The sequence below is a fragment of the Vibrio sp. GJ43-1 genome (genome assembly GCF_055808835.1).
This window is the reverse complement of the sequence record NZ_CM147884.1, coordinates 2,705,255-2,723,696: the sequence shown is the minus strand read 5'-3', so window position 1 is coordinate 2,723,696 and position 18,442 is coordinate 2,705,255. Positions and strand designations below refer to the sequence as shown.

At 45.2% G+C, this 18,442-nt stretch carries 15 protein-coding genes and 2 pseudogenes; 9 read left to right on the top strand and 8 right to left on the bottom strand.

Going from position 1 to position 18,442, the window contains the following annotated elements; translation table 11 throughout:
* The first annotated feature begins 190 nt into the window (after positions 1-190).
* Positions 191-1,147, top strand: a complete 957-nt coding sequence (locus AC0L66_RS12990; protein WP_473567596.1) for a glutathione S-transferase family protein — start codon at positions 191-193, stop codon at positions 1,145-1,147.
* Between the two features lie 90 nt (positions 1,148-1,237).
* Here AC0L66_RS12990 and pta read toward each other — a convergent pair.
* Positions 1,238-3,383, bottom strand: a pseudogene (gene pta / locus AC0L66_RS12985) (phosphate acetyltransferase).
* 125 nt (positions 3,384-3,508) lie between these two features.
* Positions 3,509-4,705 carry an acetate kinase gene (locus AC0L66_RS12980; RefSeq protein ID WP_265675299.1) on the bottom strand — a complete coding sequence of 399 codons (1,197 nt, stop codon included), beginning with the start codon at positions 4,703-4,705 and terminating at the stop codon, positions 3,509-3,511.
* Positions 4,706-5,035: 330 nt separating this feature from the next.
* On the opposite strand from AC0L66_RS12980, the gene yfbV reads away from it, so the two are divergent.
* Entirely contained in the window at positions 5,036-5,488 is a 453-nt protein-coding gene (gene yfbV, locus AC0L66_RS12975; protein ID WP_265675298.1) for a terminus macrodomain insulation protein YfbV, read from the top strand.
* Between the two features lie 181 nt (positions 5,489-5,669).
* Here yfbV and AC0L66_RS12970 read toward each other — a convergent pair whose 3' ends face one another.
* Both AC0L66_RS12970 and AC0L66_RS12965 read right to left on the bottom strand, forming a co-directional pair.
* Positions 5,670-6,239 (bottom strand): PQQ-dependent sugar dehydrogenase, encoded by a 570-nt coding sequence (locus AC0L66_RS12970; RefSeq protein WP_473569259.1) that lies wholly within the window; start codon positions 6,237-6,239, stop codon positions 5,670-5,672.
* Positions 6,239-6,781, bottom strand: coding sequence for a PQQ-dependent sugar dehydrogenase (locus AC0L66_RS12965; protein WP_473567593.1), 543 nt, complete (start codon positions 6,779-6,781; stop codon positions 6,239-6,241). The genes AC0L66_RS12970 and AC0L66_RS12965 overlap by 1 nt, the downstream gene beginning before the upstream one ends.
* 413 nt (positions 6,782-7,194) lie before the next feature.
* Between AC0L66_RS12965 and AC0L66_RS12960 the strand changes: the two genes are divergently transcribed.
* The 5 genes from AC0L66_RS12960 to malZ all read left to right on the top strand — a co-directional run bounded on the left by AC0L66_RS12960 (position 7,195) and on the right by malZ (position 11,953).
* The gene (locus AC0L66_RS12960) at positions 7,195-8,160 is read left to right on the top strand and encodes an ABC transporter substrate-binding protein (RefSeq protein WP_473567591.1); all 966 of its coding nucleotides are present in this window, start codon (positions 7,195-7,197) and stop codon (positions 8,158-8,160) included.
* Between the two features lie 64 nt (positions 8,161-8,224).
* Positions 8,225-9,166: an ABC transporter permease gene (locus tag AC0L66_RS12955; RefSeq protein WP_265675295.1), complete on the top strand. Its 942-nt coding sequence runs from the start codon at positions 8,225-8,227 to the stop codon at positions 9,164-9,166.
* Complete coding sequence (locus AC0L66_RS12950; RefSeq protein WP_265675294.1) at positions 9,163-9,957, top strand: ABC transporter ATP-binding protein; 795 nt, start codon at positions 9,163-9,165, stop codon at positions 9,955-9,957. The genes AC0L66_RS12955 and AC0L66_RS12950 overlap by 4 nt, the downstream gene beginning before the upstream one ends.
* 141 nt (positions 9,958-10,098) lie before the next feature.
* Positions 10,099-10,731, top strand: a complete 633-nt coding sequence (locus AC0L66_RS12945) for a hypothetical protein (protein ID WP_473567589.1) — start codon at positions 10,099-10,101, stop codon at positions 10,729-10,731.
* Positions 10,682-11,953, top strand: a complete 1,272-nt coding sequence (gene malZ, locus AC0L66_RS12940) for a maltodextrin glucosidase (RefSeq protein WP_473569257.1) — start codon at positions 10,682-10,684, stop codon at positions 11,951-11,953. The genes AC0L66_RS12945 and malZ overlap by 50 nt, the downstream gene beginning before the upstream one ends.
* Before the next feature lie 76 nt (positions 11,954-12,029).
* On the opposite strand, the gene dusC is transcribed toward malZ, so the two are convergent.
* Positions 12,030-12,983 (bottom strand): tRNA dihydrouridine(16) synthase DusC, encoded by a 954-nt coding sequence (gene dusC / locus AC0L66_RS12935; protein WP_265675292.1) that lies wholly within the window; start codon positions 12,981-12,983, stop codon positions 12,030-12,032.
* A 118-nt stretch (positions 12,984-13,101) separates the two neighbouring features.
* On the opposite strand from dusC, the gene AC0L66_RS12930 reads away from it, so the two are divergent.
* Positions 13,102-13,707, top strand: coding sequence for an SEC-C metal-binding domain-containing protein (locus AC0L66_RS12930; RefSeq protein ID WP_265675291.1), 606 nt, complete (start codon positions 13,102-13,104; stop codon positions 13,705-13,707).
* 79 nt (positions 13,708-13,786) lie between these two features.
* Here AC0L66_RS12930 and dsbB read toward each other — a convergent pair whose 3' ends face one another.
* Both dsbB and nhaB read right to left on the bottom strand, forming a co-directional pair.
* Complete coding sequence (dsbB, locus tag AC0L66_RS12925) at positions 13,787-14,329, bottom strand: disulfide bond formation protein DsbB (RefSeq protein ID WP_265675290.1); 543 nt, start codon at positions 14,327-14,329, stop codon at positions 13,787-13,789.
* Positions 14,330-14,407: 78 nt separating this feature from the next.
* Entirely contained in the window at positions 14,408-16,000 is a 1,593-nt protein-coding gene (gene nhaB / locus AC0L66_RS12920; protein ID WP_265675289.1) for a Na(+)/H(+) antiporter NhaB, read from the bottom strand.
* 678 nt (positions 16,001-16,678) lie between these two features.
* Between nhaB and fadR the strand changes: the two are divergent.
* Positions 16,679-17,521, top strand: a pseudogene (gene fadR, locus AC0L66_RS12915) (fatty acid metabolism transcriptional regulator FadR).
* 93 nt (positions 17,522-17,614) lie between these two features.
* Here fadR and AC0L66_RS12910 read toward each other — a convergent pair.
* The gene (locus AC0L66_RS12910; RefSeq protein ID WP_473567588.1) at positions 17,615-18,424 is read right to left on the bottom strand and encodes a hypothetical protein; all 810 of its coding nucleotides are present in this window, start codon (positions 18,422-18,424) and stop codon (positions 17,615-17,617) included.
* Positions 18,425-18,442: the final 18 nt, after the last annotated feature.

The following is an 18,442-nucleotide window of genomic DNA, read 5'->3' as shown; positions in this document are numbered from 1 at the left end:
ATAATCGTATACCGATGATACAAGCTAACTCGCTTTTCAGCCTGTGACAGGCCTAAGCGCGACATCAAATTGAGTCGCGCTTTTTTTGTTTCTTCAATTTATTTGAACATCTTCTTTTACTTACCCCACTGAACCTTTGTGAAGGCATTTTCTATACTGTCTTTAACGTAAAGTAAGGAGAGAGCAGATTATGGGCAAATTAGTTGATGGTGTATGGCATGATGTTTGGTATGACACGAAAACCAGTGGCGGTAAATTCGTTCGTGAAGATGCAGGCTTCCGCCATTGGGTCACAAATAATCCCGAGGCAGACTTTCAACCAGAGTCTGGTCGCTACCATCTTTATGTGTCTCTAGCATGCCCTTGGGCGCACCGCACGTTAATCTTTCGTGCACTGAAAGGGCTAGAGTCTCACATCGACGTCACCGTGGTTTGCCCAGATATGTTAGATAAAGGTTGGTCTTTCGGGCTTCCAGAACCTCTGTTTGGGCATAGCCATCTACATCAAATGTATACTCAAGCGAAAGCGGATTACAGTGGGCGTGTCACCGTGCCTGTATTATGGGATAAAAAGACGCAAACCATTGTTAGCAATGAATCATCTGAAATTATTCGTATGTTTAACACAGAGTTCAATGAACTCACGGGTGATGACAAGGATTATTATCCGTTGAAGTTACAAAAACAGATTGATGAGTGGAATGAGTTTGTGTATCCCGCGATCAATAACGGCGTTTATCGTTGTGGCTTTGCGACAACACAAGAAGCATACGAAGAGGCTTACCATGCGTTGTTTTCTGCATTAGATAAAGTGGAGCAGCATCTCGTGACGCACCGCTACTTGGCAGGAGAACAAATAACGGAAGCCGATTGGCGATTGTTTACCACCTTAGTGCGTTTTGATGCCGTTTACGTTGGACATTTTAAATGCAACAAAAAGCGTATTGCCGACTATAAAAATATTCAGGGATACTTAAAAGAGCTGTATCAGGTCAAAGGTATTAAGGAAACGACGGACTTTTATCATATTAAACGTCACTATTACTTCAGCCATGCGGGGATTAACCCGACGCAAGTGGTTCCGTTGGGGCCTGACTTAGATCTTGATACGCCACACGATCGTGATTCACTAAACCCGTTAGGTTAAGATTGGGCGAGTCGATGGGCTGCAGCGATAAAACTAGATACAAAAAAGCCTCCATATGGAGGCTTTCGTCATTCAGGCGTTAAACAAAGATTAACCTTGCTCTTGGCTTGATTGAATTGCTGTTAGAGCGATGGTGTAAACGATATCGTCTACTAGCGCGCCACGTGACAAGTCATTAACTGGTTTACGCATGCCTTGAAGCATTGGACCAATTGACACAAGGTCAGCAGAACGTTGTACCGCTTTGTATGTCGTGTTACCTGTATTTAGGTCAGGGAATACGAATACCGTCGCTTTACCAGCAACAGGAGAGTTAGGCGCTTTAGAAGCGGCAACATTTTCCATGATAGCAGCGTCGTACTGTAGCGGGCCGTCAATGATAAGGTCAGGACGTTTTGCTTGAGCAAGTTTCGTCGCTTCACGTACTTTATCAACATCTGCGCCTTTACCAGATTCACCAGTAGAGTATGAGATCATTGCAACGCGTGGTTCGATACCAAATGCCGTTGCAGAATCTGCAGACTGGATTGCAATCTCTGCAAGCTGTTCAGCCGTTGGATCTGGGTTGATTGCACAGTCACCGTAAACCAATACTTGATCAGGCAGAAGCATGAAGAAGATAGAGGATACGATAGAGGCATCAGGCGCAGTTTTGATGATTTGGAACGGTGGCACGATAGTGTTTGCTGTCGTGTGTACCGCACCAGAAACAAGGCCGTCAACTTCGTCGTTTTCTAGCATCATTGTGCCTAGGAAAACAGAATCTTGAAGTTTTTCACGAGCCACAACTTCTGTCATGCCTTTCGCGCCGCGAAGCTCAACCAAACGAGCGACGTAGTTTTCACGAACCGCATCAGAATCGATAATTTCAACGCCAGCACCAAGCTCTACACCTTGTTGCGCAGCAACACGGCGTATTTCGTCTGGGTTACCAAGAAGAACACATTGTGCAATACCACGCTCTGCACAGATAGCCGCAGCTTTAACGGTACGTGGCTCATCGCCTTCAGGAAGTACAATACGCTTACCCGCTTTACGAGCGAACTCAGTAAGTTGGTAACGGAATGCTGGTGGGCTTAAACGACGAGACTTTTGAGTGCCTTCTGTCATTGATTCAATCCAGTTACCATCTACATGACCAAGCAACGTGATCGTTAATGAATTCGATACGCTCTTTATCATCCGCTGGTACTTCAATGCTAAAGCTTTGAAGGTTCAGAGAAGTCTGCCATGTGTTGCCTTGTGCTTTGAAGATCGGTAGACCAGTATCAAGCGCAGGCTTGATTAGGTCGCTGATTTCAGCTGGAACATCATAGCCGCCAGTCAGTAGGATAGCGCCGATTTCAACACCGTTCATTGCTGCCAGTGCCGCTGCAACGATAACGTCTGGACGGTCTGCGGAAGTCACAAGTAGTGAACCTGGCTTAAAGTGCTCAATCATGTTTGGTAGTGAACGTGCACAGAACGTAATGCTCTTAACGCGACGCGTTGCAATGTCACCTTCATTGATGATTTCAGCATTTAAGTGCTGTGCCATGTCGATAGCACGGGTCGCAATAAGATCGATGCTCCAAGGCACGCAACCTAGCACACGAATTGGACTAGTGTTGAAGATTTCCATCACTTTCAATTCGTTTTGCTTCGCTGTATCTGCATCATCGAAGATTTCAGATAGGTCAGGGCGAGTACGACCTGCTTCATCTACTGGTGCGTTAAGCTTGTTGATGATAACGCCTGAGATGTTTTTGTTCTTAGTGCCACCAAAGTTAGAACAGGCTACTTCAATACGCTCTTTAAGCTGCACTGGGTTGTCTGTGCTTGGAGTCGCAACCATCACGATTTCAGCGCCAAGTGTTGCCGCGATTTCCGCGTTCACTTGGTTAGCAAAAGGGTGCTTACGAGTTGGGACTAGACCTTCGATCAGCGTTACGTCCGCATCTTTGTTGATTTGGTTATAACGTTCAACAACGGTTTCGAGTAGCTCATCCATATTGTCGTTACCGATAAGGTTCTCGGCGACAGACATTTGCAGCGGCGTACCAATTTGCATGTCGCTATTGGCGGCTACGATAGTGGTTGTTAGATCTGGCTGATCGCCACCGCTACGAGGTTGAGCGATAGGCTTGTAAAAAGAAACTTTAACACCTTTACGCTCCATCGCGCGAAGGAGACCCATGCTAACGCTTGTTAGGCCGACGCCTGCGCTAGTAGGGATAAGCATAATAGTACGGGACATTCTTTGAGCACCTCAAACTATATGAAGGGGGATGAAGCTCAGCGTATTAATGCACGTTGAATGGGCAGCGAAATGACTGAGTTCAATAGAAAACTGGCTAACCTATTGGTTAGCCAGTTTGAAAATTAAAGACCTGCTAGGCGCGCAGTATCTTCAGCAATAACTAGCTCTTCATTAGTAGAGATAACCATAGCTGGGATGCGGCTGCTTGCAGTAGTGATAGTACCTTCACCACCGAAACGCGCTTTCAGGTTAGCGTCGCCATCTACTTCGATACCAAATACGCCTAGACGGTTAAGAACCATTTCACGGATTGGTGCAGAGTTTTCACCGATGCCGCCAGTAAATACGATAGCGTCTAGACGACCTTCTAGTGTCGCTGTGTAGCCTGCAACGTATTTTGCAAGGCGGTGACAGAACACGTCCATTGCACGTGTTGCTTCTGCTTTCTCACCGTAGTTGTCTTCAACAAAACGACAGTCAGACGTCACTTCTGTTAGACCTTGTAGACCAGACTCTTTAGTTAGCATGTTGTTGATTTGCTCAACAGAGTAGCCTAGTGCGTCGTGTAGGTGGAAGATGATTGCAGGATCGATGTCACCACAACGAGTACCCATCACAAGACCTTCAAGTGGAGTAAGACCCATTGAAGTATCTACAGACTCACCATTTTTGATAGCACATACAGATGCGCCGTTACCAAGGTGGCAGTTGATGATGTTTAGTTCGTTTGTTGGCTTGCCAAGTAGCTCTGCTGCTTCACGAGCGATAAACAGGTGAGAAGTACCGTGCATGCCGTAACGACGGATACCGTGCTCTTTGTATAGGTTGTACGGAAGTGCGTATAGGTAAGCTTCTTCAGGCATTGTTTGGTGGAATGCTGTGTCAAATACCGCTACGTTTTTCAGTTCAGGGAAGCTGTGCTTCGCAGCTTCAATACCGATGATGTGAGCAGGGTTATGAAGAGGTGCAAATGTTGCAGAGTCTTCGATACCTTTAAGAACGTCATCAGTGATCAGTGCAGATTTAGTGAACTGTTCGCCGCCGTGAACGATACGGTGACCGATCGCGCCAAGGTTCGCTTTAAGCTCAGGCTTAGAAGCAAGAATAGTGTCTACCATGAACGCTAGTGCTTCTTCGTGAGCTGCACCGTTGCCTAGTTGTGCTTCGTGCTTGCCATCAAGTTTCCACTTGATACGTGCTTCAGGAAGGTGAAGACACTCAGCAAGACCTGTTAGGTGCTCGTCACCAGTGGTTGCGTCAACGATAGCGAACTTAAGAGAAGAACTGCCGCAGTTTAGAACTAAAACTAGCTTAGACATTAAAGGTTACCTGTAATTTGTCTGATCCAAGATCAAGGGTATAAATTCTCAAGGCTGAGAAGGTACAAATTGTTACGATTCAGCCTTGATCAAAAATTCTACAATTGCCGTATAATCATAAGCGATTTTCCAAGAAAATCACTTTTGCGTCCTTGCGACGTTCATCTCGTAGTTGCCTTATTCCAAAATAAAGTCAACAATGAGATTGAGGTAGCGCAAAGAATAACGATATTGCGTAATGATAACAAAATAAATTTGAAAGAATATTAACTTTCGTCAATATTTTGCGTTTTTATTTGAATGGTTAAACTTTTTTTAGTGAGGTTGCTGATGAGTGAGAGACTAAGCTTAACTCAGAGTTTAAAAAATGGTCAGAAGTACATGGATACTTGGCCAATGAGAAAAGAGTTAACCCCTCTGTTCCCAGAGCAGCGCATTATTAAGGCGACAAAGTTTGCTGTAAAAGTGATGCCTGCGGTGGCTGCAATCAGCGTGCTGACTCAAATGGTCTTTAATAACGCTCAGGCGATGCCTCAAACTATTGTTATCGCCTTGTTTGCGATTAGCCTGCCTTTACAAGGTATGTGGTGGTTAGGAAACCGTTCACACACCAAGCTTCCCCCTGCTCTGGCCTCGTGGTATCGAGAGTTACATCAAAAAGTGACTGAGACCGGGTACGCACTCGAGCCAGTCAAAGCGAAGCCTCGTTATAAAGAGTTGGCGATTATATTGAATAAAGCGTTTAGGCAACTCGATCGCAGTTCGTTTGACCGTTGGTTTTAGGGAACCCATTGACGCTAAAACCAGCGCCGTAGTACTCAAACGCTGCTAACGTTCAATGAATGTCATTGCCCGCCACCATCCCAACAGCTTGCTAGCGTAGCAAGCTGTTTTTGTTTGCCGCGTAAATCAACATGTTGCTTGAATATTGATTGGCATGAGTCCTCTCAGTCTACGTAGGCTGCTACTTCACATTATTAGAACGAGTGATCGTATAGATGCCCCCTGAGTCGGTGGTGAACCACAAAGCGCCTTGGGTATCTGACGTGATGTCTCGGATCCTTTCATTTAACGTTTCGTAGTAGCGACGCTCTTCTAGTACTTGACCAATTTGGTTGACATCTAACAAGTTGATGTGAGTGAGCTTTAGTGCCCCAATCAATAATTTACCTTCGAGGCGAGGGAAGGTTTGGCTTGGATAAATATACAAAGAGCTGGGCGCAATAGAAGGGATATACACTTTTTTAGGGGCTGATATGCCTTCTTTTTCTGTTGCCTCTCCAACACTAACAGGGCCCCAATACTCTTTGCCGTGTGAGGTGATTGGCCAGCCATAGTTTTGACCTTTTTCAATTAGGTTGAGCTCGTCTCCGCCGCGAGGGCCGTGCTCAATTGCCCAAAGCTGTTGGGTTCTGGGATGATAGGCAATACCTTGTGGATTTCGATGCCCATAGCTGTATATTTCAGGTTGAAAGTTATCATTAGCAATAAAGGGGTTACTCTTTGGAATGCTACCGTCGAGGTTGAGACGAATTATAGTACTGCAGCGTGAGTCGTGGTGTCTTGTCCGTTTTTTCGTACGCCAGCGTCACCGATCGTCATGAAGACAAAGTCATCTCGAATGGCTAACCGACTACCGAAATGCCTACCTGTGGTTACCACCACATTACTCGTGAATATATCTTGCCAGTCGTTCAGCGAATTTTGAACGAGGGTAGCTTTGGCAAGAGTAGGAGATCCGCCATCGCCTTGCGCATTAGGTTTAGCGTAAGTAAAAAAGTACTCATTGTTTTTTTGTGGATTCTTAACCACATCCATTAAGCCGCCTTGGCCGCCGCTATATACCGTTGGAAGTCCACTCACGGGTTTAACTTTGCCAGTATTCGCAGTCAGCGTCACTATACGACCATCACGCAGTGTGATTAATAGCTGATCGGCAGAAATGCTTTCGATGCCCCAGGGCACCCCGGAGAGCTGGGCGACTTTTTTGTATTGGCTACTTTCAAATTCTTTACTGTAGACGCTACTTACTGCCATGGCGAATAAGCCAATAATGATCAGTATGTTGGTTTTCATGTCTTCCCCTTTTTTAAATGACGCTTCTCACCTTTCCGAGCTTTATGGTTTCAAATATAGCCGTGATTACTGATTAGTCACAGGAATGGCTTATCAAGTCGTGAAAGGTTGCGAATGCAAGGGTCGCGTAAAATGTCTCTGGTTATGCTGTACGGATAAAGAGTGCGCACTTTGCTGTACGTGTGCTTGTACGGGATGAGAGAAACATTTCTTAATAATTTGTTTTCATAGCACGTTTGCGAGGTTGAATGTTAATAAGTTCTTTCAATTTGGTAAGGTAACTGGTAGTAATACTAGTTAAATGCAATGGTTAAATTGCATTAAAAACAGAATGTAAAACAAATTTTACACCCTTGTGAGTAAGGGGTTGTCACAGCAAACACAGAAGTACGTTGCTGAATCAAGGAGTCAAGATGAAAGCAAGCAAACTAATTACTACGGCGCTCTTAACGGGTGTCGCGCTGTTGTCTTCAGCAAGCATTATGGCTAAAACAGCGAAAGTCGCTGTTTCACAGATTGTTGAGCATCCAGCGTTAGATGCAACCAGACAAGGACTGGTCGATGGCTTAAAAGCAAACGGCTACGAAGAAGGTAAAAACTTAGAGTTTGATTATAAAACAGCACAAGGTAATCCTGCGATAGCGGTACAAATTGCCCGTCAATTTGTGGGTGAGCGTCCAGATGTACTTGTAGGAATCGCTACGCCAACAGCGCAGGCGTTAGTCTCTGCAACTCGTGATATTCCAGTCGTCTTTACTGCAGTAACGGATCCGGTTGGCGCAAAGTTGGTAAAGCAGCTTGAGCAGCCCGGTAAGAACGTAACGGGGCTTTCTGATTTATCGCCCGTTGATCAACACGTAGAGCTCATTAAAGAGATTATGCCCGACGTCAAAACCATTGGTGTGGTGTACAACCCAGGCGAAGCGAATGCGGTTAGCTTGATGACATTATTAAAAGAAAGCACCAAAAAACATGGCATTGAGTTAGTTGAGGCGACGGCGCTGAAGAGTGCAGACGTACAAACGGCAACTCAAGCGATCGTATCAAAGTCTGACATTATCTATGCCCTTATTGACAACACGGTTGCGAGTGCTATTGAAGGGATGATTGTATCGGCAAACCAAGCGAAGACCCCTGTATTTGGTGCGGCAACCTCTTATGTTGAGCGTGGTGCCGTTGCCAGCCTAGGCTTTGATTATTACCAAATTGGTGTTCAAACTGCTGATTACGTAGCGCAAATTCTGGATGGTAAAGCGCCGGGTGAGTTAGACGTTAAGGTCGCAAAAGGTTCTGATTTGGTGATCAATGCGACAGCTGCGAAAAAACTAGGTCTTACTATTCCTAAAACCGTAATGGATCGCGCAACAAGCGTTAAATAGTTTTATTCCTACCTGGGCCAAGCATTTATGCTTGGCCCTTTTAATAAGCAGAAAAGGAGTTGTTATGTCTGCTTTCGCATTCTTTGGTGCTCTAGAAATTGGTCTGATTTATGGCCTCGTCGCTTTAGGCGTCTACCTCACATTCCGAGTACTTGATTTCCCTGATTTAAGTGTTGATGGCAGTTTCCCTATGGGGGCGGCCGTTGCAGCAACCGCTATTGTATCGGGTGTTAACCCTTGGATCGCTACAGGCATGGCGGTACTTGCAGGTGCAGCAACAGGTTGGGTGACGGCATTCCTGGCTGTTCGCTGTGGTATTTTGCACTTACTGGCGTCTATCTTAACGATGATAGCGGCTTTCTCTATCAATATCCGCATTATGGGCCGTCCGAATATCGCGCTGTTGGGTGAAGAAACCATTTTGACCCCATTCGAGATGATGGGTAACTCGATGTACATTCGACCGCTCGTGGTTGGTGTGTTGGTACTTATTTCAGCGTGGTTTGTTGTTCGCTTACTCAATAGTGATTTTGGCTTAGGGCTGCGAGCGACTGGCGTCAACGCTAGAATGGTGAAAGCGCAGGGGGCAAGCACGGCATTTTATACGTATTTTTGTCTTGCTCTATCAAATGGCTTTGTGGGTTTTGCCGGGGCGTTATTTGCCCAAACCAATAGCTTTGCTGATGTGACATCGGGTGTCGGTACTATTGTTGTTGGATTGGCAGCCGTGATTCTAGGTCAAACTCTTATTCCGGGTCGTAAAATTTGGGTAGCGGTTGTTGCTGTAATCGTCGGTTCAGTGCTGTATCGACTCGCAGTGGCGTTCGCCTTAAGCAGTGGCATGTTCGGGTTGCAAGCATCGGATCTTAACTTGGTCACCGCGGTATTAGTTGCCGCTGCGCTGATAGCGCCGAAGATCAAAGGAAACCTGAAAGCAAAAAAGGTCAGTAAGCCTGTTGAGAATAAAGTGGTTTCAAATTCAGGCAACACGGGGAAAGTAGCATGATTCGATTAGAAGATATTCAAGTCACTTTTAACCCAGGGACCATCTTGGAAAACCGAGCGTTAAGAAGTGTGAATTTAGAAGTACCTGAACATCAGTTTTTAACTGTGATCGGTTCCAACGGGGCGGGTAAATCGACGTTACTCGGCGCTGTGACAGGCGAAACACCCATGGTAGGTGGCCGAGTATTGATTGATGAAATGGACGTAACTCGACAAACGGTGGATCAACGGGCGAATCAATGTGCCCGGGTGTTTCAAGATCCTTTAGCGGGGACTTGTGCTGATTTGACTATTGAAGAGAATATGGCGTTGGCGTATATGCGCGGTAAAAAGCGTGGCTGGAGTATGTCCCTGTCTTCGAAACGTCGTAAGTTGTTTCAAGAGCGCATCAGTATTTTAGGGTTAGGTTTAGAAGATCGTCTTGGTGATAATATCGGCTTGCTGTCAGGAGGCCAGCGTCAAGCGGTCAGCCTTGTGATGGCAACATTATCAGACAGTAAGCTGCTACTCCTTGATGAGCATACCGCAGCATTGGACCCACGTATGGCCGCTTTTATTATCGATCTCACTAAGAAGGTCATTAGTGAGTTTAATTTGACGGTCATGATGGTAACGCACTCAATGAAAGATGCGTTGGCGTGTGGTGATAGAACGGTGATGCTGCATCAAGGGGAGATCGTCCTTGATGTGTCGGGTGAGCAACGCGCTAACATGGGTGTTCCAGATTTGCTGGAAATGTTCTCTAAAGTACGTGGCGAAGAACTGGCGGATGATAGCCTGCTATTGAGCTAGCCGAGCGTGAGTGCGATTAAGCTCTACGCCTAGTCTTCTCCGCCTACTAACTGTGATCCCTCTTCAATTTGAAGGGGGATTTTTTTGTCTACGGAGTTGATTAGAATAGCGTCATCCTAAATCACTGGTAACAAGAGACTTATGAGCACTCCTTATCTCTATCATTCGCAGACTACTGACGGTGTTACTGCACATGCTGATTGTTTACATATTGAACTACTCACCGAAGACTTACCGTTTGAGCGGGTGCTGCTAAGGCATGAACCCGACAATGAAGAGTACCTCATTGACATGGTATCAGGAGAGAAAAAAGGGCGTTTGCGAGTGTGGCAGGCAATACTGCCTCTGAGTCAGGATAAGTCAGTCACTTATTACACCTTTAAAGCGATCTTAGGGCAGGCTCAGTATTGGTTAGATGGTCGTGGCGTGCAAGTAAGGATGCCCGGTAGGGAGTATCACTTTAAATACAATCGAGTCGCCCGACCACCAGAATGGGTGTCTGAGCAGGTCTTCTATCAGATATTCCCGGAACGTTTTTGTAATGGTGATCCGTCTATTGGTGTTGAAGATGGTGAATATCAGTATTTAGGCAAAAATCGACAATCAGTGAAGCGATCGTGGGGAGAACCGGTTGGTCAACATGGCAATACTGGTGCCGTTGAGTTTTACGGTGGTGATTTAGCTAAGCGTACAACAAAAGTTAGATTATTTACAAGCGCTAGGCATTACAACACTGTACCTCAACCCGATCTTCACTTCTTACTCAAACCATAAATATGACACGGTAGACTACTATTCTATTGACCCGAAATTTGGGACTAACCAGCAGTTTGCAACACTATCCGAGGACATCCATCAAAGAGGGATGAAGATCGTACTCGATGCCGTGCTTAATCATACTTCCACTGAGCATGCTTGGTTTGATAAATCACAAACAAGGAACGGTGCCTATGGTTCGGTCAATAGTCCATATCGGGATTATTATTTCTTTAAAGGTCAAAACGATGAGGGCAGTGATAGTTTAGGCTACGTCGGTTGGAAGGGTATTGATACCTTACCCGTGCTGAACTTCAATAATAAACAGGTTCGGGACGCGATTTATCAGAGCGAAGATTCGGTGATCAAACATTGGTTGAAGCCGCCTTACTTGATTGATGGTTGGCGCTTTGATGTGATTCATATGCTAGGGGAAGGCGAAGGGGCGGCGAATAATGCGCACTATGTTACGGCTTTTCGTGAGGCGATGAAATCAGTATCACCGGACTCTTACATGCTTGGGGAACACTTTTTTGAGGCAACGAGCTGGCTACAAGGTGACCAAGAGGATGGCTCGATGAACTATTATGGCTTTGCTCATCCAGTTAGAGCGCTATTGGCGAGCAAAGATATTCAGTTTGATCCGATTGAGCTTGATTGCCGCGATTTTTTGGCGTGGTTACGTGAAGCGAGTGCCAAGCTACCATGGGCGAATCAGCTTTCTCAGCTTAACCAATTAGACAGCCACGATACTGAGCGCTTGTTGACCACATTACAAGGCGATGTGGATAGATTTAAAATCGCGGCACAGCTACTGATGACTTATGTGGGGGCACCTTGTCTATATTACGGGACAGAAGTTGGGTTAGAAGGGAGCCATGATCCTGACAACAGGCGCTGTTTCCCTTGGGATAGAATGGAAAACAATGAATGGCTTGAATACTTTACTAAGCTGATTGCCGCAAGACGCCAGCTACCGGCGTTACAAAAGGGCAGTTTTGTAACGCTATGGGTAGAAGCGGGCGGTTTGATTTATGCGCGAGAATTTAAGGGTAACGTTGTAATCAGTGGTTTTAACCTATCGGATACGCCGATGACCGTTTCGTTACCACTTTGGAAAATTGCGGCCAATTGTAAAGGCTTGCGATGCTGGTGGACGAAAACGCCATGTGATATTGACGCAGATACCCTTACCGTAGAGGTGAAGGGTAAAGCATCTATACTGTTGTTTAACGGATGAAAATATAGCGACAGGCTATCGCGCATCATGCACTTTACTTGTTGTTCACTGAAATTAAAGTTAACGGAAATTGCGGTTAACTGACGTGAAGTGCATCGCGATAGCGTTTGATATCGGCCACAATAGGCGCGGCGGTTTTGTGAATTCGAATCTCGCGGAATAATTCCATGGCTTCTGGGTACTGATTCCGTAAGTAAGCAAACCACTGCTTCACGCGGTTAGGGTAGTACATCCCTTTGTCGCCTTTCATTTCATAGGTGGAGTATTGGATCAAGAGTTCCACTACTTCACTCCACGGCATAGGTGCCTGGTTATGTTTGACCACATTGCCTAGGTTCGGTACGTTAAACGCGCCTCGGCACACCATTAATGAATCGACACCAGTGGTGGCAATGCAGCGTTGACCATCCTCGTAGTTCCAGATTTCACCATTGGCAATTAATGGAATCGAAACGCGCTTGCGTATTTCATTAATGTAATCCCACTTAATTTCACTGGCTTTATATCCGCCCGCTTTGGTGCGAGCATGAACGGCAAGTTCAGCCGCCCCCGCTTGCTCAACAGCATCGACAATTTCAAAGCAATCATCGGGGTTTTCCCAGCCTAGGCGAATCTTGGCGGTTACAGGAACAGTGGGGTCGACTGCATCACGACATGACTTAATGACTTGGTAAATTTGTTCAGGGTGTTGAAGCATTGCGGCGCCGCCGTTGCTCTTATTTACCAGCTTTGCAGGACAGCCAAAATTAAGATCAACGCCTTTCGCGCCCAGCTCCGCAGCAATGACGGCGTTTTCTGCCATCCATTGTGCATGTTGGCCAAGCAATTGGATGTGAATCGGAGTCCCTGATTTAGTTTGCGAACCTTGCGTAAGCTCGGGGCAAATGCGGTGGAAAACATGGTCTGGTAAGCGCTGGTCAACCACACGTACAAATTCTGTGACGCAGAGATCGTAGTCGTTAATCTCAGTCAAAATTTCTCGCATTAAATGGTCTAACACACCTTCCATTGGACCTAAAACAACACGCATAGGGGTACTCTCATTATTCTGGAGCGGGGATTCTATCTGGAAAGCGATCAAGAATCGACCATTGATGTATTGCTAGGGGCGAAATATACTTGCGGCAAACCTAAATACAGAAACCCATATGATGAATCTCATTCAATTACCTAACGGATGGCAAGGCGAGTCGGCAGACTACTTGGAAGGGGCTATTCTTGCCGCAAACTTCACCGTTTCACCATTAGCACCTTCAGAGTGGTTAGCGACGGTTATTGCTGACTATGATAAGCAACAAGAAGAGTGGGTGGTCGCGCATCTGAACGCCCAGTATGCGTATCTAAAAGCCAATCAATACAATGTACTACCGGATTTGGATGATAATCGTGAGCGTCTGGCAGACTTTGCTGAAGGCTTCATGGCAGCGTGGCAACATGTTGAGCCGTTGTGGTTTGAAAAATCGCCAAGTGATGGCACGATCCGAATGCTACAAGCGTTTCTAACCACGCTAATGTTGGCGATTGATGAAAGCCAAACACATGCAGAAATGACGCAGGCAGGCTATGAAACGCTACCTCAGCTTAATGACTTAGCTCCGCAGCTCGATCACATGATTAATGAGATCGCGTTGGCGGCTGATGAAATGATGATTGGTCATCAATCTCAGTCGGTTAATCCATTTAAAGACACAGGCCGTAATGACCCTTGTCCTTGTGGCAGTAGTAAAAAATACAAAAAGTGTTGTGGAAAGTAACGGCGACTTGAGAAATCGAAAAGCCCCCTGTCGTGATACCGCGACAGGGGGCTTTTATTTGGGAGTACATGCTCAGCCGTTACTGAAAACCGCGAGTGCGCGAGCGGGACTGTTTTGCACCTTGAGCCAATACAATAATGGCCAATGCGACCAGGTTACCTGCAAAAATAATGACTAACCATTGCGGCATTGAAAGCGTTAAAAATTGCCACACAACTTTCGAACAATCGCCATAGGCTTCAAACATCCATGGGGCCCATTCGTTAAGTGGCGCCCAATCTGGAAAGGTGACAAAGAGGTCACAAGTTTTAAACGGTGACGGGTTAAACTGATAATCCACATGCTCAAGTGACAATGTTAATCCCTTAACGGCAGCAGCTCCCCATGCAATCAGCCCGGTCCAGCGTAATACCGTATTGTTTGGGTTGATGAGACCGATCGTCGCTGCACCTAAGATGCCAAACATGGCAACACGCTCATAAATGCACATGACACACGGACCTAGCATTAACACATGCTGGAAGAATAACGCGCACAGTTCAAAAATTAACGTGCACGCAAATAATAATGCCCATGATAGGCGTGTCTTGGAAAATGCTTTGATGTTGGAAAGAATCGTCACGGAGTCGTCCTTGAAATAAAAAAAGCTCTGAATACTCAGAGCTTTTTAACGTGGATTAGTTTCACAAGCAACTAAAAATTAATGACCAGATGAGATGGCGGCCTCAATAACCTTACTTGAATTCTCTACAATCCAACCTGCGTCGTAAAACCAAGCCGTCATAGGCTCGAGTAAATACACGATGCCAAACAGACCCACTAATGCCAGAACGACAGTATAAGGCAGTGCCATGATGACCATTTTGCCATACGACAGGCGGATAAGTGGTGCCAGTGCTGAGGTTAATAGGAACAAGAATGCTGCCTGACCATTTGGTGTCGCAACAGAAGGTAGGTTAGTACCGGTGTTGATAGCGACAGCCAGTAAGTCGAACTGGTCGCGAGTAATCAGTCCATCGTTCAGAGCGGCTTTTACTTCGTTGATGTAAACGGTTCCTACAAATACGTTGTCCGAAACCATGGATAGAATACCGTTGGCGACGTAGAACAGCGCCAATTGCGTACCTTTGTCTTCGACATGGAGCACGGCATCGATGATCGGCTTGAATAGGCCTTGGTCGATAATAACGGCAACAATAGAGAAGAATACTGCAAGCAGCGCCGTAAACGGTAAGGCTTCTTCAAAAGCTTTACCCATGGAATGCTCTTCAATGACGCCAGTAAACGCAGTAGCGAGGATAATAACCGATAGACCGATAAGACCCACTGCAGCAAGGTGCATAGCCAGTGCGACAATCAACCAAACGGCGATAGCACCCTGAATCCATAGTTTTGCTACGTCTTGTTTTGTTCTGGTCTTACGTTCTTCACGATCAAAGTCGACTAAGATTTGACGAACGTTATCAGGAAGCTGCGCGCCGTAGCCAAAGACTTTGAATTTTTCAACAAGCGCACATGTTACCAGACCAAGTACAAAGACCGGCGCGGTGACAGGTAGCATGCGAATAATGAACTCACCAAATAACCAACCTGCCTGATCGGCAATAATTAGGTTTTGTGGTTCGCCAACCATTGTCATTACGCCGCCTAATGCTGTACCTACACCTGCGTGCATGAGTAAAGAGCGCAAGAAGGCACGATAATCTTCAAGATCATCACGAGTGAGTTCTGACAGCTCATCATCATGCGTATGGTCATGGGAAGAGCCTGAGCCTTTTCCAGATGCAACCTTATGATAAATAGAGTAAAAGCCAATGGCAACACTGATAACAACGGCGATTACCGTTAGCGCGTCAAGGAAGGCTGATAGGAAGGCTGCGGTAAAACAAAACGCCAAAGAAAGGATCGTCTTAGACTGGATACCCAGTAAGATTTTGGTAAACATGAACAACAACAGTTGTTTCATGAAGTAGATACCTGCCACCATAAATACAAGGAGTAGCAGTACTTCGATGTTGTTTACTATTTCGTGTTTCACCATGGCGGGGCTGGTCATCCCCATAGCAACGGCTTCAATTGCGAGTAATCCGCCGGGTTGCAATGGATAGCACTTGAGCGCCATTGCAAGGGTGAAGATGAACTCAACAACAAGTAGCCAGCCAGCTACAAACGGATCAATCAGGAAAAAAACAATAGGGTTGATAATTAGGAAAGCAATGATCGCTAATTTATACCAATCCGGAGCTTTACCAAGGAAGTTCTTGATGAAAGCCTTTCCTATAGACATCGGCATAGTAATACTCTTATGTAGTTATTAATCGAAAATTACAAGAAGGCGTTAGAGTATTTGAGAGGAGGTTCCAAACAAAATTAAACTATAAAAACTTAGAAAACAAACGTCGTTACACGTGGGCGAAGGCCTTTGTTCACTTGCCAAGTCTCTCAGTTTTTAAGCGCTCCTTGCTTCGACCGCAACTCTACTCTTTGATTGGATATAGTCAACAAAAATTACAATTTCAGGGGTTGATTATTCTAGTTTTTTCCAAAAACGCGATCCATGCAATATAAGTAAAACATGGTTTTATGGTGCCCTAGCATGGTGTTATACGATGCAAGCAATTGTAAAAAACAGGGCTCAACGATAGTAGTTGAAACGAATTGCTTAAAAAAGAAAGTTATTCTTGGGTAAAGCCGCATTTACTTCGGATATAACGTAATAATAACCACGGTGCATAGTAGTGCCGCCTGCTATATCTCGTGGGTCATGAGTATGTGATGGAGTGATTAACACGGGGTGCTTAATGATATTTGCGAGTAATGAATGCTAACCGCTAAAGAAATGTCAATATAGAGTCAATACTCTATATTTTTAATGTTACAGATATAAGTAGTGTAGGTTTACCAATTTCTTGAAGTAGTGGTATGATGAGTTCTATAGTCAAATGAATTAAATAATTGGATAAACCCCATAATGGTGATTAAGGCGAAGAGCCCTGCAGGGTTCGCTGAAAAATATATTATCGAAAGTATCTGGAATGGTCGCTTTCCCCCTGGTTCAATTCTACCTAGCTGAGCGAGAGTTATCAGAACTAATTGGGGTGACAAGGACAACCTTGCGTGAAGTGCTACAGCGGCTTGCTCGCGATGGATGGTTAACAATTCAACATGGTAAGCCAACCAAAGTTAACCAATTTATGGAGACGTCAGGTCTACACATTCTTGATACGTTAATGACATTGGATGCTGGCAACGCGACCTCTATTGTTGAAGACTTATTAGCAGCACGCACAAATATTAGCCCAATATTTATGCGTTACGCGTTTAAAGCGAATAAAGAGAACTCGGAAAGAACCATTGAAGGCATTATTGAGTCTTGTGAAAGCTTGCTAAACGCTGAATCTTGGGATGCCTTCGTAGAAACATCACCATACGAAGATAAAATTCGTCAACATGTGAAAGACGAAACCGAGAAAGATGAAGAGAAGCGCCAGATCGCATTGATCGCTCGTACTTTTAATTTTTACGATTACATGTTGTTCCAACGTTTGGCTTTCCATTCTGGTAACCAAATTTACGGGCTTATCTTTAACGGTTTGAAAAAGCTCTACGATCGTGTAGGAACGTACTACTTCTCCAACCCAGAGGCGAGAATGTTAGCACTGAACTTTTATAAAGATTTACTCGTGATTTGTGAGTCAGGTGATCGTGATCGGCTACTCGTATTGTGATTCGTCAGTATGGCTTGGCAAGTGGCCAAGTATGGAATCAGATGAAAACCACACTACCGACGAGTTTTACGGAAGATGACAGTTAGTTTTTAGTCAGCGTGAGTGATTTTTACGTGATGTAATGCTGACAATAAAAAAACCGCCAATCGGCGGTTTTTTTATTATGGCGAAACGGTGCATTAAATAACGGCGAGTTTAGGTAAAGGTTGATAGAGAGTTTCTGCGAGTTCGCCGATGAGTTCATCATAAATATTCAAAATGGAATCAGAGAGCGCCGAGCTAAGTTGATACATGCTTTCTTTGTCGATGAGTTCTGGAGGGTTAGCGAGTATGGCATCAAGGTCAACCATCGCGACGCCATATATTGGCAAAGGTGCGAGAGTGTGTGAGTGAGTGACAGTCAGTCGATGCAGTTTCTTACGCATAATCTGGCAGTAGTGTAATAGTTGCTGCTTACCTAATGTAGAATCGGATTTTTGAATACACAGTCGTAGCTGAGTCAGGCAGTCTAGGCAATCTATGACGCAATGCCATTTTGTACTATATTCCTTCTCAAGCTCCTCTTTTTCAATATCGATAAGCCATACCACCATAAGGTCATCAATGAGCAATAATAGGTGACGAACCATTTTGCCGTGTACGATTTGGTTTTTACTCACACTAAAATGCGTCCACGAGCGAATCATTAACGCAATATTGTTGTGTAGCACGCGGTACATTGGCTTGTTATTGATATGGGATAGTTGAATAAGCGCCTGGCAGTGTACGTCGATGGCCTGCTCCACCTTGCGCAGTTGTTTAGCTTTTTTCTGATCAAACGCCAGTGAATAATGACTTCCTGAGCGGTGTCGCTGGATTAGGTTGACCAGATCTCTTAGGTGAACAATGAGTTGGTATCGACGTTCTAGCTTGTGGTTATGCCGATATGAATAACGATAGATTAACGCAAGTAGACAAAGTGAGATAAGAATAGAAACTAAGATAAACATAACAATCTCCTGATAGTC

Coding starts and splice junctions, on each gene's coding strand:
- AC0L66_RS12990 (WP_473567596.1), top strand. CDS start 191: ATGGGCAAATTAGTTGATGGTGTATGGCATGATGTTTGGTATGACACG.
- dusC (WP_265675292.1), bottom strand. CDS start 12,983: ATGCGTGTTGTTTTAGGTCCAATGGAAGGTGTGTTAGACCATTTAATG.
- nhaB (WP_265675289.1), bottom strand. CDS start 16,000: ATGCCGATGTCTATAGGAAAGGCTTTCATCAAGAACTTCCTTGGTAAA.
- AC0L66_RS12955 (WP_265675295.1), top strand. CDS start 8,225: ATGTCTGCTTTCGCATTCTTTGGTGCTCTAGAAATTGGTCTGATTTAT.
- AC0L66_RS12910 (WP_473567588.1), bottom strand. CDS start 18,424: ATGTTTATCTTAGTTTCTATTCTTATCTCACTTTGTCTACTTGCGTTA.
- AC0L66_RS12980 (WP_265675299.1), bottom strand. CDS start 4,705: ATGTCTAAGCTAGTTTTAGTTCTAAACTGCGGCAGTTCTTCTCTTAAG.
- AC0L66_RS12960 (WP_473567591.1), top strand. CDS start 7,195: ATGAAAGCAAGCAAACTAATTACTACGGCGCTCTTAACGGGTGTCGCG.
- AC0L66_RS12965 (WP_473567593.1), bottom strand. CDS start 6,781: ATGAAAACCAACATACTGATCATTATTGGCTTATTCGCCATGGCAGTA.
- yfbV (WP_265675298.1), top strand. CDS start 5,036: ATGAGTGAGAGACTAAGCTTAACTCAGAGTTTAAAAAATGGTCAGAAG.
- AC0L66_RS12930 (WP_265675291.1), top strand. CDS start 13,102: ATGATGAATCTCATTCAATTACCTAACGGATGGCAAGGCGAGTCGGCA.
- AC0L66_RS12945 (WP_473567589.1), top strand. CDS start 10,099: ATGAGCACTCCTTATCTCTATCATTCGCAGACTACTGACGGTGTTACT.
- AC0L66_RS12950 (WP_265675294.1), top strand. CDS start 9,163: ATGATTCGATTAGAAGATATTCAAGTCACTTTTAACCCAGGGACCATC.